The sequence below is a fragment of the Pseudomonas sp. KBS0710 genome, from assembly GCF_005938045.2.
GTDB lineage: Bacteria > Pseudomonadota > Gammaproteobacteria > Pseudomonadales > Pseudomonadaceae > Aquipseudomonas.
Window position 1 is genome coordinate 3,994,239 of the sequence record NZ_VCCF02000001.1, and the last position, 14,132, is coordinate 4,008,370.

General features: G+C 58.6%; 18 protein-coding genes and 1 pseudogene. 18 read left to right on the forward strand and 1 reads right to left on the reverse strand.

Annotated elements, in window-relative coordinates; translation table 11 throughout:
* From FFI16_RS18155 to FFI16_RS18180, 7 genes and pseudogenes are all read left to right on the forward strand, one after another.
* The gene (locus FFI16_RS18155) at nucleotides 1-279 is read left to right on the forward strand and encodes a phage holin family protein (protein ID WP_138816187.1); all 279 of its coding nucleotides are present in this window, start codon (nucleotides 1-3) and stop codon (nucleotides 277-279) included.
* A complete protein-coding gene (locus tag FFI16_RS18160; protein ID WP_138816188.1) occupies nucleotides 276-1,121 on the forward strand; it encodes an N-acetylmuramidase family protein in 846 nt (281 codons plus the stop codon). Before FFI16_RS18155 ends, FFI16_RS18160 begins: the two co-directional genes overlap by 4 nt.
* A complete protein-coding gene (locus FFI16_RS18165; protein ID WP_138816189.1) occupies nucleotides 1,118-1,321 on the forward strand; it encodes a hypothetical protein in 204 nt (67 codons plus the stop codon). The genes FFI16_RS18160 and FFI16_RS18165 overlap by 4 nt, the downstream gene beginning before the upstream one ends.
* On the forward strand, nucleotides 1,318-1,761 hold the full coding sequence (gene lysB / locus FFI16_RS30715; RefSeq protein WP_138816190.1) for an Rz-like lysis system protein LysB: 444 nt from the start codon (nucleotides 1,318-1,320) through the stop codon (nucleotides 1,759-1,761). The genes FFI16_RS18165 and lysB overlap by 4 nt, the downstream gene beginning before the upstream one ends.
* Nucleotides 1,679-1,861, forward strand: a pseudogene (lysC, locus tag FFI16_RS30600) (Rz1-like lysis system protein LysC); the annotation flags it as partial. The gene lysB and the pseudogene lysC, both read left to right, overlap by 83 nt.
* The gene (locus FFI16_RS18175; RefSeq protein WP_138816191.1) at nucleotides 1,858-2,340 is read left to right on the forward strand and encodes a phage tail protein; all 483 of its coding nucleotides are present in this window, start codon (nucleotides 1,858-1,860) and stop codon (nucleotides 2,338-2,340) included. The pseudogene lysC and the gene FFI16_RS18175, both read left to right, overlap by 4 nt.
* Nucleotides 2,330-2,788: a phage virion morphogenesis protein gene (locus FFI16_RS18180; protein WP_138816192.1), complete on the forward strand. Its 459-nt coding sequence runs from the start codon at nucleotides 2,330-2,332 to the stop codon at nucleotides 2,786-2,788. Before FFI16_RS18175 ends, FFI16_RS18180 begins: the two co-directional genes overlap by 11 nt.
* 1 nt (nucleotide 2,789) lies before the next feature.
* On the opposite strand, the gene FFI16_RS30720 is transcribed toward FFI16_RS18180, so the two are convergent.
* Entirely contained in the window at nucleotides 2,790-3,638 is an 849-nt protein-coding gene (locus FFI16_RS30720) for a DUF4145 domain-containing protein (protein ID WP_256666270.1), read from the reverse strand.
* A gap of 89 nt (nucleotides 3,639-3,727) precedes the next feature.
* Here FFI16_RS30720 and FFI16_RS18190 point away from each other — a divergent pair, with 89 nt between their 5' ends.
* The 11 genes from FFI16_RS18190 to FFI16_RS18240 all read left to right on the forward strand — a co-directional run bounded on the left by FFI16_RS18190 (nucleotide 3,728) and on the right by FFI16_RS18240 (nucleotide 14,129).
* Nucleotides 3,728-4,306 carry a phage baseplate assembly protein V gene (locus tag FFI16_RS18190; protein ID WP_138816193.1) on the forward strand — a complete coding sequence of 193 codons (579 nt, stop codon included), beginning with the start codon at nucleotides 3,728-3,730 and terminating at the stop codon, nucleotides 4,304-4,306.
* Nucleotides 4,303-4,647, forward strand: coding sequence for a GPW/gp25 family protein (locus FFI16_RS18195; RefSeq protein ID WP_138816194.1), 345 nt, complete (start codon nucleotides 4,303-4,305; stop codon nucleotides 4,645-4,647). The genes FFI16_RS18190 and FFI16_RS18195 overlap by 4 nt, the downstream gene beginning before the upstream one ends.
* On the forward strand, nucleotides 4,644-5,555 hold the full coding sequence (locus tag FFI16_RS18200; protein WP_138816195.1) for a baseplate J/gp47 family protein: 912 nt from the start codon (nucleotides 4,644-4,646) through the stop codon (nucleotides 5,553-5,555). The genes FFI16_RS18195 and FFI16_RS18200 overlap by 4 nt, the downstream gene beginning before the upstream one ends.
* Nucleotides 5,555-6,175, forward strand: coding sequence for a phage tail protein I (locus FFI16_RS18205; protein WP_138816196.1), 621 nt, complete (start codon nucleotides 5,555-5,557; stop codon nucleotides 6,173-6,175). Before FFI16_RS18200 ends, FFI16_RS18205 begins: the two co-directional genes overlap by 1 nt.
* Nucleotides 6,168-7,709 (forward strand): phage tail protein, encoded by a 1,542-nt coding sequence (locus tag FFI16_RS18210; RefSeq protein WP_138816197.1) that lies wholly within the window; start codon nucleotides 6,168-6,170, stop codon nucleotides 7,707-7,709. Before FFI16_RS18205 ends, FFI16_RS18210 begins: the two co-directional genes overlap by 8 nt.
* A gap of 21 nt (nucleotides 7,710-7,730) precedes the next feature.
* Nucleotides 7,731-8,156, forward strand: a complete 426-nt coding sequence (locus FFI16_RS18215; RefSeq protein ID WP_138816198.1) for a phage tail assembly chaperone — start codon at nucleotides 7,731-7,733, stop codon at nucleotides 8,154-8,156.
* Between the two features lie 125 nt (nucleotides 8,157-8,281).
* Nucleotides 8,282-9,451, forward strand: a complete 1,170-nt coding sequence (locus tag FFI16_RS18220; protein WP_138816199.1) for a phage tail sheath protein — start codon at nucleotides 8,282-8,284, stop codon at nucleotides 9,449-9,451.
* Nucleotides 9,452-9,508: 57 nt separating this feature from the next.
* Nucleotides 9,509-10,024, forward strand: coding sequence for a phage major tail tube protein (locus FFI16_RS18225; RefSeq protein ID WP_080520580.1), 516 nt, complete (start codon nucleotides 9,509-9,511; stop codon nucleotides 10,022-10,024).
* 49 nt (nucleotides 10,025-10,073) lie between these two features.
* Nucleotides 10,074-10,409 carry a phage tail assembly protein gene (locus FFI16_RS18230; RefSeq protein ID WP_138816200.1) on the forward strand — a complete coding sequence of 112 codons (336 nt, stop codon included), beginning with the start codon at nucleotides 10,074-10,076 and terminating at the stop codon, nucleotides 10,407-10,409.
* Nucleotides 10,410-10,417: 8 nt separating this feature from the next.
* Nucleotides 10,418-10,537: a GpE family phage tail protein gene (locus FFI16_RS18235; RefSeq protein WP_080520579.1), complete on the forward strand. Its 120-nt coding sequence runs from the start codon at nucleotides 10,418-10,420 to the stop codon at nucleotides 10,535-10,537.
* Nucleotides 10,527-14,129, forward strand: coding sequence for a phage tail tape measure protein (locus tag FFI16_RS18240; RefSeq protein ID WP_256666271.1), 3,603 nt, complete (start codon nucleotides 10,527-10,529; stop codon nucleotides 14,127-14,129). The genes FFI16_RS18235 and FFI16_RS18240 overlap by 11 nt, the downstream gene beginning before the upstream one ends.
* Nucleotides 14,130-14,132 lie beyond the last annotated feature (3 nt).

Below are 14,132 nucleotides of genomic sequence, written 5' to 3' on the forward strand. Positions count from 1 at the left end.
ATGCCGAACATCGAACTGGCCGTGCAGTTGATCGCGGCAATTGCCTACTTGCTGAGTGCCCTGCGCCTGGCCTGCTACACCCGAGGCGATGCGCGGTACCGCCGCAGCATCTCGCTGCTGGCAAGCCTGTTTGGCGCCACGTTGTGCATCTGCGGACTAGAAATCTTGCTGGACCGTCAACCAACCAGCCTCGGGCAGGCTGCATCCATCGTGCTGCTCTGCATCCTTATTTTCCGTTCACGCGGCAACGTCGCCGCCCTGTTGAGGCCCAGCGCATGACCACCACCCTTTGCCATGGCGACCGTTCGCAAGACGTGCTTATCCTGCAAAAAAACCTCAACAGGCAAGGTGCCACTCTGGTGCCGGACGGCCATTACGGTGATGCAACGGAGGCAGCCGTGCGCGCATACCAGCTGAAAGTTGGTCTGGTAGCCGATGGCGTCGCTGGCACCAAGACCCAAGCAAGCCTCGCCGGTGGCGACTGTGCCCAGCTGCTGCGCAACAATGACTTGGTAAACGCTGCTGAACGTCTCGGCGTGCCGCTGGCAACTATCTACGCAGTCAACGAAGTGGAATCGAAAGGCAAGGGCTTCCTCGATAACGGCAAGCCAGTGATCTTGTTCGAACGGCACATCATGTACCGCCAACTCGCCAAGGTTCGGCGCGTGGGGGATGACCCTGCAGAGGTCAAACGCCACGCCGATGAACTGACCGCGACTAACCCAGCCCTGGTCAACCCGAAGGCCGGCGGCTACATCGGTGGTACCGCCGAACACCAGCGCCTGGCAATGGCCCGTCTGATCGATGACACCGCCGCCCTGGAGTCAGCGTCCTGGGGCGCCTTTCAGATCATGGGGTTCCACTGGCAACGCCTCGGCTACGCCAGCGTGCAGGACTTCGTGGCGGCGATGAGTGCCGGCGAATCTCAACAGTTCGACGCCTTCACCCGCTTCATCGAAACCGATCCGGTGCTGCACAAGGCCTTGAAAGCCCGCAAATGGGCCGAGTTCGCCCGGCTTTATAACGGGCCGGATTACTTGCGCAATCTCTACGACACCAAGCTACAGCGCGCCTACGAACGGCACGCCAGCTGCGAGTGCGGGCAAGGGGTGGCGGCATGATCGACTTCAAAGCAGTGCAAAAATTACGCGTGCAGGACGGTGACCTGCTGGTAGTTCCCGAATCGACCGAACAGGACGACATGCAGCTGTTGGCCGAGTCCATCCAGATAATGAACGGCGCCCGTGCCGTGATCGTGCGCGGCCCAATTAAGCAGCTCGATACTGCGGCCATGAACAAGCTCGGCTGGTACCGCGCGTGATTACCCTGCGCCAGACCATGTATGGCACCGCACTGCTCGGCGCCATGGGTCTGCTGATCTGGATCCAAGAAACACGCATCGACGTCGCTGAGGGCAAAACCGAACAGGCACAAGATGCAGCGAAGACCGCCCGCGACGACGCCGACCGTAACCTGAAAACTGCCAACACGCTTACCGACATATTGAGACAGGAGCGTGACGCGCAGAGCAACCTGCGGGCCCAACAGGATCAGTTGCGCCTGAGCCTGGCAAAGCGCGAGCGGACAATAGAGGAACTGAAGCTTGAAAATGACGACCTTCGAAAATGGGCTGATCAGCCTTTGCCTGACGCTGCTCGGCGGCTGCGCGAGCGCCCCGCCATCACCGGCGCCGCCGCTTATCGTGACTGGCTGTCCGGCCGTGGTGCCGTGCCAACTGCCGGCGACCAGCCCTCGCAGTAACGGCGATCAACTCACCGACCAGGACCGCGTTGAAACCGCTTGGGCCGACTGCGCCGCACAAGTCGATATGATTTATCAACATCAGCAGGCTGCTCAATGAACAAGCCCGAAAGCCTGCGCGCTCATCTGCTGGCCACCGTCGCCGAACTCCAGCACAACCCCGACCTCTTGCTGATATTCATCGACAACGGCAAGGTCCGCTGCACCGCTGCGGCAAGCCTGTCCTTTGAATACAGTTACGATCTGCAGATCATCATGACCGCATTTTCGGGCCACCCTGACAGCGTCATGCTGCCCCTGCTCGGATGGATCAGCGTCAATCAGCCTGAACTGTTGGAGAACTACGATAAAGCGCAAAACGGCGTGCAGTTCGAGGCCGACATTCTCGACAAGGACAAAGTAGACCTCGGCCTGACACTGCACCTGACAGAGCGGGTGGTGATAGGCAAGGATGACCAGGGCAATACCACCGTGAGGCATGCCGGCGAGCCACAGCGTGTGGCAGGTTATCTTGATCCGAACTGGGTGCCAGGATCCAAAGGCAATGCCGACGAATGGGTAGTACCAGATGGTCGATAAACTGGAAGCGCTTGAAACCTGGGCGGCCGGCCTACTGGAGCAGCTCCAGCCCGCGGCCCGGAATCAGGTTGCCCGCTCCATTGGCCAGGAACTGCGACGTAGCCAGCAAAAGCGGGTGCAGACTCAGATAAACCCGGACGGCAGCAAGTTCGCGCCACGTAAAAAGCGGGACTTGCGGGGTAAGCAGGGCCGCATCCAGCGCAAGGTTGATATGTTCAAAAAGCTGCGCACGGCGACCTACATGAAGGCCCGAGGCGACAGCAATGCAGTTACGGTAGGGTTCACCGGACGAATAGCTCGGATCGCTAGGGTTCACCAATACGGTTTAAAAGATCGTGCAGAACAAGGCGCTCCCGATGTTCGTTACGATAAACGGGAGCTACTGGGATTTAACGGAGCGGATCTAGATTCGATCCGCGAAGGACTGTTGAATCACCTCACCAAATGACTCATTTTGATTTTGGGGTGTCTCGTTCATTAATAGCATCAATTAAATTTTTTGGCAGAGAGTCGTACACCTCCTGAACATGCTTAGCTTCAGAAATTGTCTTATCAACAATCAAATTAATAAGCTTAAACAATGACTCAGCAGTTGCACGATCATCAGTTATGTCAATTTTTCCGGGATGCACTGCGGAGTTCCCAATCACGCGGACCGCATCTAGCGCCTTTTGCACGCGCGAATCTAAGCCAGCGGCAACGAGAGCTTTAATATCATTATTTATGTTTTCACCCGGCTGGCCTAACTCTTTACAGAGCTTCTGTATCGCTAGCCTCAACAAAGCGGCGGCGCCTCTGGGTGACTGGTCCAATATAGAACCAGCCTCATTGTAATCACGTCTAATATCGTCGGGCATGTCTGGATTTGCAGCAACCACACTGCCGACTATCGGGTACATTAGTTTGTTGTACACCCAAATAGAAATGCGATCACAGTTATAGCACCGACTGGCGTTGCAGTTTATTAGCCGGCTTCTAGAGTGGATGGAATCACTCTCGACTTCAATCGAAGGATAACCGAGAATCATTTCTTGCAACCAATCAACCGCACTTTTCACCTCAGGCGATCGAAGGTCCTGGCCTGCAGAAAAATCATCAATATCTTTCTGGGTATAAATACTCGGCAACGGGTGATCATCGCGACAGGGAGATAAATAAATTGAATTCCAAAACTGTTTAGCCAATGCCCCGCAGTGCGGGCAATTAAACGCTGTTTCTTTTACGGATGGCGACACGTATTTCATAGCATTCCCTTGACGGTCATAGGCCAAAAAAGGGCGACGGTCTATGCCGCCCATTCGAAGTAGATACTTTACTGATCTGTAAGCCAGCTCGCTACAAGCCAAAAGGGCTGCGCTCCCACGCGCGTGGCGCCACCATCGGCGCCATGAACGATCTCGCCGCCGTCTCCCGCATGCTCGAAAACCTCATCCGCTTCGGCGTCATCGCCGCCGTGCAGATGGAGCCCCCGCGCGTGCAGGTAACAACCGGAACTTTGACTACCGCCTGGCTCCCCTGGCTTGCGTTGCGCGCAGGCTCCGACCGCGAGTGGGATCCGCCCACCATCGGGGAGCAGGTGATCCTGTTCAGCCCATCCGGCCAGCTCGCCAACGGCATTGTCGTGACGGGCGTTTATAGCGAGCACATCCCGGCCAATGCCAACCGCGCGGGCCTGCACCGTCGAACCTACGCTGATGGCACAGTGATCGAGTACGACAGCATGGCCCACCACCTAAACGCCACCCTGGCCGACGGCGGCACCACCAATCTGATCAGCCGTGGCGGCATCAACCTGGTCGGCGACATCACACACCAGGGCGACTACTTCCAAACCGGCAATAAGACTGTCACCGGCCGGGTTGACGTGTCGATTGACGTGGTTGCAGCCGGTGTCAGCTTGGTCAAACACCCGCACACCGGCGTCAAGGCCGGCGGCGACCAGTCGGGGGTGCCCATCCCATCATGAACCGACAAACCGGCGGCGCCATCGGCGAGCGCGATCACATCAGTCAGGCCATCACCGACATTCTCACCACCCGAATCGGCACCCGTGTGATGCGCCGCGAATACGGCAGCCTGTTGCCCGAATTGGTAGACCACCCTTTTAACGACGTCACCCGCCTGCGCGTATACGCGGCCACCGTCATGGCAGTGATGCGCTGGGAAACCCGCATCAGCTTGAGTCGCGTGCAATTTGTGGGAGCGAACATGCAAGGCCAGGCCTCGATCGATCTGGAGGCCACAGTGGTGGACACGAATGAACCGCTGAGCCTCAGCGTGCCGCTCCAGCTGGGAGGCAGTGTATGAACAGCTTCGCCGCCATCGACCTTAGCCAACTCCCGCCGCCGCAGATCGTCGAGCAAGTCGACTTCGAACAGATCTTGGCCGAGCGTAAGGCCTATGCGATCAGCCTGTGGCCGGTCGAAGAACAGGCAGAAATTGCCGCACGTCTGGAAATGGAATCCGAGCCACTTACCAAGCTGCTGCAGGAGAATGCCTACCGTGAAACCGTATGGCGGCAACGCGTCAACGAAGCATCCCTGGCCAACCTGCTCGCCACGGCGCGAGGGACAGACCTGGAACAGTTGGCCGCAAACTTCAACGTCAAGCGCCTGGTGATCCAGGAGGGCCGAGCCAACGCCATCCCCCCCGTGCCAAAGCTCATGGAAGGAGAAGACAGTTTGCGCGAGCGTGCGCAGATGGCCTGGGAAGGTTTGAGCACTGCCGGCCCACGCAACAGCTACATCTTTCACGCCAGGGCGGCGGATGGCCGGGTAGCTGATGCCACAGCCGAAAGCCCGTCACCTGCCGTTGCCGTCGTTACCGTGCAATCACTTCTGGGTGATGGCACGGCCGCGCCTGAACTGCTCGCCGTCGTCAACACCTACCTCAGCGACGAGGACCGTCGGCCGGTGGCCGACCGCCTGATTGTTCAGGGCGCGCAAATTGTGCGCTACCAGATCAAGGCAAAAGTCTACCTCCTGTCGACCGGGCCGGAGTCCGAGCCAATTCTTGCCGCTGCCGAAGCGCGCCTGTTGGCCTACGTCAACCAACGTCGCCGCCTCGGTATGGAAGTGTCGAAATCGGCAATCCACGCCGCACTTCACGTAGAAGGCGTGCGCAAGGTGGAGCTGGAAGGCTGGGTCGATATCGTCGCGACCAAGGCCCAGGCGCCCTACTGCACCGGTGTCGACGTCAAGCGAGGCGCAGAATAATGGGTGTCCAGCAACTACTGCCGGGCAACTCCACCCCTTTGGAGCATCACGCGGCGCAGGCGCTCGCGCAGATCCAGCGCGTGCCTATCCCTTTACGACAGCTGTGCAATCCGGACACCTGCCCGGTTGCGCTGCTGCCTTACCTGGCCTGGGCCTTTTCAGTCGACCGCTGGGATAGCAAATGGACTGAGGCAGCCAAGCGCGCCGCCATCCGCTCATCCCACTACATCCACTCGCGTAAGGGCACCATCGGCGCACTACGCCGAGTCGTCGAGCCGCTGGGCTACCTGATTGAGGTGCTGGAGTGGTGGCAGACCACCCCACAGGGCGTGCCGGGTACTTTCGCCATCAAGGTCGGAGTACTCGACACCGGGATCACCGAAGAGATGTATCAAGAACTCACCTGGCTGATTGATGACGCCAGGCCGGTGACCCGACATCTGACAGGCCTGGCAATCAGCCTCGAAACACAAGGGGTTTTGAACATTTGTGTTGCCTTGTACGAAGGCGACGAAATCGACGTTTACCCACCGGTCATGCGTGATATCGAGGTCACTGGGATCATAGGCATAGTCGGGCGCGAACACTCCATAGACACACTGGACGTTTATTATGATTGATGCGAACTCTCAGTTTTTCGCGATCCTCACCGCTGTGGGTAGAGCCAAGCAGGCGAACGCCGACGCGCTCGGCGTGCCATGGAAACTCACCGAGATGGGCGTGGGCGATGCCAATGGTACGGACCCCATTCCGAACGAACTGCAAACCCGACTCATCAACGAGTGGCGACGCCGCCCGCTGAATCAGCTGCGAGTCGATCCCGTGAACGCCGCCGTGATTATTGCTGAACAGATCATTCCGGCCGATGAAGGCGGACGCTGGATCCGTGAGATCGGTCTGTACGACGCGGACGGTGACCTGGTGGCCGTGGCGAACTGCGCGCCCAGCTATAAGCCGGCCCTATCGCAAGGGTCAGGGCGCACTCAAGTCGTGCGGATGAATTTCATCGTTGCCAGTACCGGCAACATCACGCTCAAGATTGACTCGGCGGTGGTACTGGCAACCCGCGAGTACGTCGAACAACGGATCATGGAAGAGCTTTACAAGCTCGACAACAAGCAGTCGGTTCGTGTGGCTACCACGGCAAACATCGCCCTGGCGGGCCTACAGACCATCGACGGTGTTGTGTTGGTTGCTGGGGATCGCGTGCTGGTAAAAAACCAGACTGTCGCCAAGGACAACGGCCTGTACATCGCAGCGGCGGCCGTATGGAAGCGTTCGGACGATGCTGATAGCAATGCAGAAGTGACGTCGGCGCTTCTGGTGTCGGTCGAGCAAGGCTCCACTTTGGCCGATACGCGCTGGCAGTTGATCACGGATGGTGTGATCGTACTAGGCACCACGCCATTGACCTTTCAAAACGTGACTCAAGGGTTTGCGCCGATCAATTCTCCCGCGCTCCTGGGGTCTCCAACCGCACCAACCCCTGCACAGTTTGATATCAGCAAGCGGTTAGCGACTACTGAGTATGTGCAGCGCGCTCTTGGCAGTTATGCAGGGCAAACGAACTATTTGGGCGATACCGCACTGACCGCAGCCGACGTCGGGAGGCTGAGCAATTTCGCGCAAACTTCGACGGTTACGTTACCCCAAGCGTCAAGCGTTGCGGCCGCGTCATTGATTACTATCGGCAGCTCAATAGCCGGCGGTGTCTGGGTAGTCGCTGCGGCGGGTGACACCCTGACAAATACGGCGACTGATCCGGGACCATTTTTCATCCCGGTCGGCTCCATGGGTTTATTCCGCCGACTGTTAGGCGGGAGCGGCTGGAGTTTTGATGGTGGGGACGCCTCGCTTAAATACTCGCCTGGTTTCTCCGCGCGTCTTACGTCGAACGGCTATCAAAAGCTGCCTTCCGGTCTTATCGAGCAATGGGGCATCGTTCCTCCCATTCCCGCTGGTGGTTCGGTGCTGATCAACTACCCGATCAAATTCCCCAATGGCCCCTTGGCGATTGTGGCTGGGGCGGGAGCTTCGCAGGCGGGTAGTCCTGGGATTAACTCATATAACGAATCCGCCGGTCAGGTCAGATTCTGGAATTCATCACTCACTGTCGCCACGCAAGCAAGCACCTATTTTGCGAAAGGCATTTAGATCTCTTTAGGAGATGGATTTATGTTCGCGTCCAAAAAAACTGGTTACTTTTACGATCCAGCAATTAACGAATTCATGCCGTCGGATGCTGTAGAAATTGACGCTGAAATACATGCCGCTCTATTGAAGGGGCAAGGTGAAGGCAAGGTAATCACTTGGGCTGAGGATGGTTATCCATTCCTGTCGGATCCCACACCGCCCTCCCAAGAAGCACTCGCAGCGGTCGAACGGGCATGGCGTGACTTGCAGCTCGCCGCAACGGATAGCGTCGTAACGCGGCATCGCGACGAACTCGAGGACGGTTCGCCAACTTCCCTTACGCCCGACCAGTACGCGGAGCTGCAAGCCTATCGCCGACAGTTGCGTGATTGGCCGGAAGCCGGCGAATTCCCTCTGAACGAGCATCGACCGGCAGCGCCTGGGTGGCTGGCGGTGACTGCGGAGTGATTCGACTTCGGGACACTCACCACTTGATCCTGTAGACACCCCGCTTACAAGCCGCGCCGCTCGCCCAATCGGCGCGCGCGCGGCAGCCTGTGCACTGTCATTCCATCACAGCGCAGGCATAACCCATGGCCGATTATCTCCACGGTGTGCGGGTCATCGAACTCAACGACGGCACCCGCCCCATTCGCACTATTCCCACCGCAGTTATCGGCATGGTTTGTACGGCTGAGGATGCGGACCCGCTTGTTTTCCCACTGAACACGCCCGTCCTGCTCACTAACGTACAGACAGCTGTCGGCAAAGCTGGCGTCAAGGGCACCCTGGCTGCGAGCCTGCAAGGCATCGCAGATCAGACCAAGCCCTACGCCATCGTGGTACGAGTCAAGGAAGGTGCCGACGAAGCGGCCACCACCAGCGCTCTGATCGGCGGCACCACTCCGAACGGCCAATACACCGGCATGAAAGCCCTGCTCGCCGCAAAGTCACGCGTGGGCATGACGCCTCGCATTCTCGGCGTGCCAGGTCTGGACAGTTTGCCGGTGGCCACCGCCCTCGGCGCCATCGCCAAAGACCTTCGCGCCTTTGCTTACGTCAGCGCCTGGGGCTGCAAAACCAAGGAAGAGGTGGTCGCTTACCGCGAGAACTTCGGCGCCCGCGAAATGATGGTGATCTGGCCGGACTTCCAGAACTGGGACACCGTCGCCGACAAGACCGCCACCGCCTCGGCAGTGGCTCGTGCGCTGGGCCTGCGCGCCAAGATCGATCAGGAGACAGGTTGGCACAAGACCCTTTCCAACGTAGCCGTAAGCGGCGTCACAGGTATCAGCGCCGATGTGTTCTGGGATCTGCAAAACCCGGCCACCGACGCCAACTACCTCAACAGTAACGACGTCACCACGTTGATCAATGCCAACGGCTTCCGCTTCTGGGGCAGCCGTACCTGCAGCGACGATCCGCAGTTCGCTTTCGAAAACTACACGCGCACTGCGCAGATCCTCGCGGACACCATGGCCGAAGCGCATATGTGGGCCATCGACCGCCCTATGCACGCCTCGCTGGTACGCGACCTGGTCGAAGGCGTGAATGCCAAGATGCGCGAGCTGAAATCCCAGGGTTACTTGATCGGGGGCAGCTGCTGGTATCCGGACGACATCAACACCAAGGACACCCTCAAGGCCGGCAAGCTTTGGGTGGATTATGACTACACCCCAGTGCCGCCGCTTGAAGACCTCACCTTCCGCCAGCGAATCACCGACCGTTACCTGATCGACTTCGCCAAAGGTATCAATAGCTAAACCGGGCCTCCCCGAAAGGGGAGTTCACCCTCAACACGTCTCCCGGAGAACACCGCCATGGCAATGCCTCGCAAGCTCAAAAACCTTAACCTGTTCAATGACGGCAACAGCTACCTCGGCGTGGCCAAGTCCGTCACCCTGCCCGCCCTCGGCCGCAAGATGGAAGCCTATCGCGGCGGCGGGATGAATGGCCCGGTCAAATCTGACCTGGGCTTTTCTGATGACGGCATCCAGTTCGAATGGAAGACGGGTGGCCTCGACCTGATCTCTCTACGCCAGTTCGGCGCCGTCAACGCCTCCAGCGTGGCCCTGCGATTCTCTGGCCCATACCAACAGGACGACACGGGCGAAACGAGCAACGTGGAAGTGGTCGTGCGGGGTCGTCACGAGACCATCGAGATGGGCGAAGCCAAGGCCGGCGAAGACACCGAACACTCCATGAAAACCACCTGCAGCTACTACAAGCTGACCGTGGATGGCGAAGAAATCATCGAAATCGACCTGCTCAACTTCGTCGAGAAAGTCAACGGCGTGGACATGCTGGAGAAGCACCGCACCGCTATGGGCATCTGACCCGCCCGCTCGATCAAGCCTCACCCTTTAATCACTAGGAGCAAATCCAATGAAAGACGAAACCATCGAACAGCCCCACGTGCAGCAGCTGGCCGACGACAACACCGTCACCCTCGACACTCCAATTCGTCGAGGCACTACCACTATCGAAACCATCACCCTGCGCAAGCCGAACTCCGGCGAATTGCGCGGCGTGAGCCTGGTAGAGCTGCTGCAGATGGACGTCGGCAGTTTGATCAAGGTTCTGCCACGCATCAGCGCACCGAGCCTCACCGCTGTAGAAGTTGCAGGCATGGACCCGGCCGACCTCCTGGCCTTGAGTAGCAAAATCTCTGGTTTTTTGTTGCAGAAGTCGGCGAAGACGGATGCATCCCTCGTCGCGTAGAGGACGCCATGGCCGATCTGGCCGTGGTTTTTCACTGGGCACCGGCTGATATGGATCAGTTGGGCCTGCAAGACCTGATGGACTGGCGCGAGCGCGCTAGGGTGCGGAGTTCCACTGATGGCGAATGATCTGAGGCTACAGGTGCTGCTCAGCGCCATCGACCAAGCCACGGGACCACTGAAGAAAATCACGGGCGGCAGCCAGGAAACCGCCCGAGCGCTCAAGGCTGCACGTGACCGCCTGAAGGAACTCAACACCCAGCAGCGCGACGTCGGCGCCTGGCGCGAGCTACAAGCCGCTACCAAAGCCACCTCCGAGGCACTGGCTGCGAACAACTCCAAGGTAGGCGAACTCGCCCGCACCACTGCCAAAGTCCGTCAACAGCTCGCACCGACTCAAGCACTTTTCGAACAGTCCCGGCAGAAGGTTGACGCTCTCAAAACCAGTCAATCCGACCTCAAGCGCGAACTCACGGGAACGCGTAACGCTTTGGGTTTGCTTGGCGACGAACACCGTCAATCAGGCAGCCAGATCGCCGCCCTGAATGCCGTGATGCAAAAGGGCAATGCCCTCACCCGCGAACAGCAAGCCGAATACACCCGACTGACTGCTGCTCAGCGCGAGCGTAAAACTCAGCTGGATCAGCTTGCAGCCAAGGAAAAGACCTTGGCTGACCGCTACACGCTTAGCACCGCGCAGCTGCGCACCAGTCGCGCCGGCCATTCCAGTCTACGTGACGAAATTCTCCGGTTGGAAACTCCGTTCAAAGCCCAGCTCACTCTGCTCAAGCAACACACCGCCGAGTCGAAGCGCTTGGGCGAGCAGTACGGTCAGCAGCAAGGGAAGCTATCTGCCCTGGGCACGCAGTTGAAAGACGCTGGCATCAACACCAATGCCCTGGGCGCTTCCGAGTTGAAGCTTAAGCGGGACATGGACATCGCCACCCTGGCGATCAACGCGCAGATGGACCGGCTGGACGCGCTGAAACGCAAGCAGGACAGCCTGGCGAAGGCCCGTGCCACCTACGATAAAACCCAGAGCATGGCCGGCCGCATGGCTGTATCAGGTGCCGCCGGTCTCGGTGTGGGATACGCCGCAAGCCGGCCCGTGGCCTCAGCTATCAAGGCTTTTGCCCCGAATGAGGACTCTGCCACGCAGTTGAAGGTGTCGATGATGAGCGACACTGGGAAGGTCTCTGAAGACTTCCAAAAGATCACGGACCTGGCCACCAAACTTGGCGATCGCCTGCCCGGTACCACGGCGGACTTCCAGAACATGATGACCATGCTCCGACGCCAGGGTCTCAGCGCTCAAAGTATTCTCGGCGGTACAGGTGAAGCGGCTGCCTACCTGGGCGTTCAGCTCAAGATGGAAGCCACCGACGCGGCTGAGTTCGCCGCGAAAATGCAGGACGCTACCCGCACCACCGAGAAGGACATGATGGGCCTGATGGACACCATCCAGCGCGGTTTCTACGCAGGCGTGGACCCAGGCAACATGCTCCAGGGTTTCAGCAAAATCGCGCCGGTGATGGACGTCATCAAAAAGTCAGGGATCGATGCGGCCAAAGAACTGGCACCGCTGCTGATCATGATGGACCAGGCCGGTATGGAGGGCAGTTCCGCCGGTAACGCCTTCCGTAAAATTTTCCAGGCTGGTTTGAATCAAGACAAAGTCGAGAAAGCCAACAGCATCGCAGCTCGCGCGAACAAGGGCGTCTCGCTCAAATTCACGGATGACAAAGGCAACTTTGCTGGCCTAGAGAACCTTTACGCGCAGGTGGAAAAGCTGAAGGTTCTGAACGATTCAGACCGTACGGCCGTCATCAGTAAGCTGTTTGGCGACGACGCTGAAACCATGACCACCCTGAATACAATGATGAATAAGGGGCTGGCTGGATACCAGGAAGTACAGCAGAAGATGCAATCCCAAGCTGATCTGCGTACCCGCGTCAACGAGCAGCTCGGTACTCTGACCAACGTGATGGAAGCAGCCGAAGGCAGTTTTACCAACGCCATGGCCGAATTCGGTGCTGCTGTTGCGCCCGAATTGAAAGACCTGATCAACACCCTGGGTGAAATCGCCAACAAAATTGGCACCTGGGCGCGCGAAAACCCAAAGCTCGCCGGTGGACTTGTCAAAGTCGTGGCAGCCGTAGCAGCCGCAGCGGTTGTATTCGGCACATTGGCCCTGACCATGGCGAGTATGCTCGGCCCCTTCGCTGTGCTGCGCTATGGCATGGCGATGTTCGGCATTCGCCTGGGGACAATCAAAGCCCAGTTGATCGGTACCCGCGTAGCAGCAGCTGGGACAGGTGTCGAAGTCGGACGGATGGGACGAATCTGGAAAACGTTGACCGCAAGCCGAGCAGCTGGAGGCATGATGAGCGTCATCCCCTCCCTGGTCAGTTCTGCTCGACTGGCCGCAGTAAGCGTGCTGCCAATGCTCAGCGGTGCGATCAGTGCGGTCGGCGCTGCAATCCTCGCTACACCGATAGGTTGGTTGATTGGAGCCGTCGCCGGTTTGGTGGCGGCTGCCGTCCTCATCTACAAATACTGGAAACCGATCAAGGGATTCTTTCTTGGTTTTTGGCAAGGGCTCACAGAAGCCCTGCAGCCAGTACTAGATGGGTTCAGTAAGTTCGGTGGATTGCTTGCCAGCCTGGCCAAGGCCGCCTACTCCATTCCAGTTGTAGGTTTTGCATTGCAGCTGCTCGGCAACATCGTCCGCCCGCTGTTCAACATAATCTCGTCCGGTATCAGCACTGTGATCGGGTGGTTCAGTAATCTTTTGACTCCGGTCGAAGACGTCGGCGGCGCGGCGCAGTCGATGGGCCAGCGCTTTGGTTCAGCCATCGGCGGCATGATCATGACTCTGCTACAGGGCATCGGCTCGATCGCCACCGGCGTAGTCAATATCTGGACCACCATCAAGGCGAGCTTTGACCAAGGCCTCGTGGGCATTCTGCAATTGATCACCAACTTCAGCCCATTGGGTCTGTTCTACCAGGCATTTGCCGGCGTCATGAATTACTTTGGCGTAGAACTGCCAGGCAAATTTACCGAGTTCGGCAGCATGATCGTCAACGGCCTGGTCAACGGCTTGACCGCCGGCCTCGGCGCCGTGAAGGGAGCTATCGGTTCAATCGGCGACTCCAGCATCGGATGGTTTAAGGAAAAGCTCGGTATCCACAGCCCATCGCGAGTGTTCGCTGAGTTGGGCGGTTTCACTATGGAAGGTCTGACAAAGGGGCTGGAGAGCGGACAGAAAGGGCCGCTCAATGCCTTGTCGAGTATGAGCCAGAAACTGACCGCCGCCGGCACGCTTACCCTCACCGCGCCAGCCATGCCAGCCATGCCAGCCATGCCAGCCATGCCAGCGTTGGACGGCTTTACCATGGAAACACTGACAAAGGGGCTGGGTGGTGGACAGAAAGGGCCGCTTAGCACCTTGTCGAGCATGAGCAAGCAGCTGACCGCAGCCGGCACACTGGCCCTAACCGCGACAGCCATGCCGGCGTTGGCAGTTGATGACCGCCCCCCGATCAGCAGCTCGGGGACATCGACGCTTTACGACAGCCATGACACCTACCAAATCACTTTCGCTGCAGCACCAGGCATGGACGTGCAGGCCATGGAAAAAAGCCTGCGCGCCATACTCAGCAAGATTGAAAACGAGAAACGCGCCCGTCAGCGCAGCAAGCTATCGGATCGGGATTAATTG

What these genes read in the sequence shown, in the direction of transcription:
- FFI16_RS18165 (WP_138816189.1), top strand. Translation starts at nt 1,118, where the DNA reads ATGATCGACTTCAAAGCAGTGCAAAAATTACGCGTGCAGGACGGTGAC.
- FFI16_RS18200 (WP_138816195.1), top strand. Translation starts at nt 4,644, where the DNA reads ATGAACAGCTTCGCCGCCATCGACCTTAGCCAACTCCCGCCGCCGCAG.
- FFI16_RS18240 (WP_256666271.1), top strand. Translation starts at nt 10,527, where the DNA reads ATGGCGAATGATCTGAGGCTACAGGTGCTGCTCAGCGCCATCGACCAA.
- FFI16_RS18220 (WP_138816199.1), top strand. Translation starts at nt 8,282, where the DNA reads ATGGCCGATTATCTCCACGGTGTGCGGGTCATCGAACTCAACGACGGC.
- FFI16_RS18175 (WP_138816191.1), top strand. Translation starts at nt 1,858, where the DNA reads ATGAACAAGCCCGAAAGCCTGCGCGCTCATCTGCTGGCCACCGTCGCC.
- FFI16_RS18230 (WP_138816200.1), top strand. Translation starts at nt 10,074, where the DNA reads ATGAAAGACGAAACCATCGAACAGCCCCACGTGCAGCAGCTGGCCGAC.
- FFI16_RS18180 (WP_138816192.1), top strand. Translation starts at nt 2,330, where the DNA reads ATGGTCGATAAACTGGAAGCGCTTGAAACCTGGGCGGCCGGCCTACTG.
- FFI16_RS18215 (WP_138816198.1), top strand. Translation starts at nt 7,731, where the DNA reads ATGTTCGCGTCCAAAAAAACTGGTTACTTTTACGATCCAGCAATTAAC.
- FFI16_RS18205 (WP_138816196.1), top strand. Translation starts at nt 5,555, where the DNA reads ATGGGTGTCCAGCAACTACTGCCGGGCAACTCCACCCCTTTGGAGCAT.
- FFI16_RS18155 (WP_138816187.1), top strand. Translation starts at nt 1, where the DNA reads ATGCCGAACATCGAACTGGCCGTGCAGTTGATCGCGGCAATTGCCTAC.
- FFI16_RS18225 (WP_080520580.1), top strand. Translation starts at nt 9,509, where the DNA reads ATGGCAATGCCTCGCAAGCTCAAAAACCTTAACCTGTTCAATGACGGC.
- FFI16_RS30720 (WP_256666270.1), bottom strand. Translation starts at nt 3,638, where the DNA reads ATGGGCGGCATAGACCGTCGCCCTTTTTTGGCCTATGACCGTCAAGGG.
- FFI16_RS18210 (WP_138816197.1), top strand. Translation starts at nt 6,168, where the DNA reads ATGATTGATGCGAACTCTCAGTTTTTCGCGATCCTCACCGCTGTGGGT.
- FFI16_RS18195 (WP_138816194.1), top strand. Translation starts at nt 4,303, where the DNA reads ATGAACCGACAAACCGGCGGCGCCATCGGCGAGCGCGATCACATCAGT.
- FFI16_RS18190 (WP_138816193.1), top strand. Translation starts at nt 3,728, where the DNA reads ATGAACGATCTCGCCGCCGTCTCCCGCATGCTCGAAAACCTCATCCGC.
- FFI16_RS18160 (WP_138816188.1), top strand. Translation starts at nt 276, where the DNA reads ATGACCACCACCCTTTGCCATGGCGACCGTTCGCAAGACGTGCTTATC.
- FFI16_RS18235 (WP_080520579.1), top strand. Translation starts at nt 10,418, where the DNA reads ATGGCCGATCTGGCCGTGGTTTTTCACTGGGCACCGGCTGATATGGAT.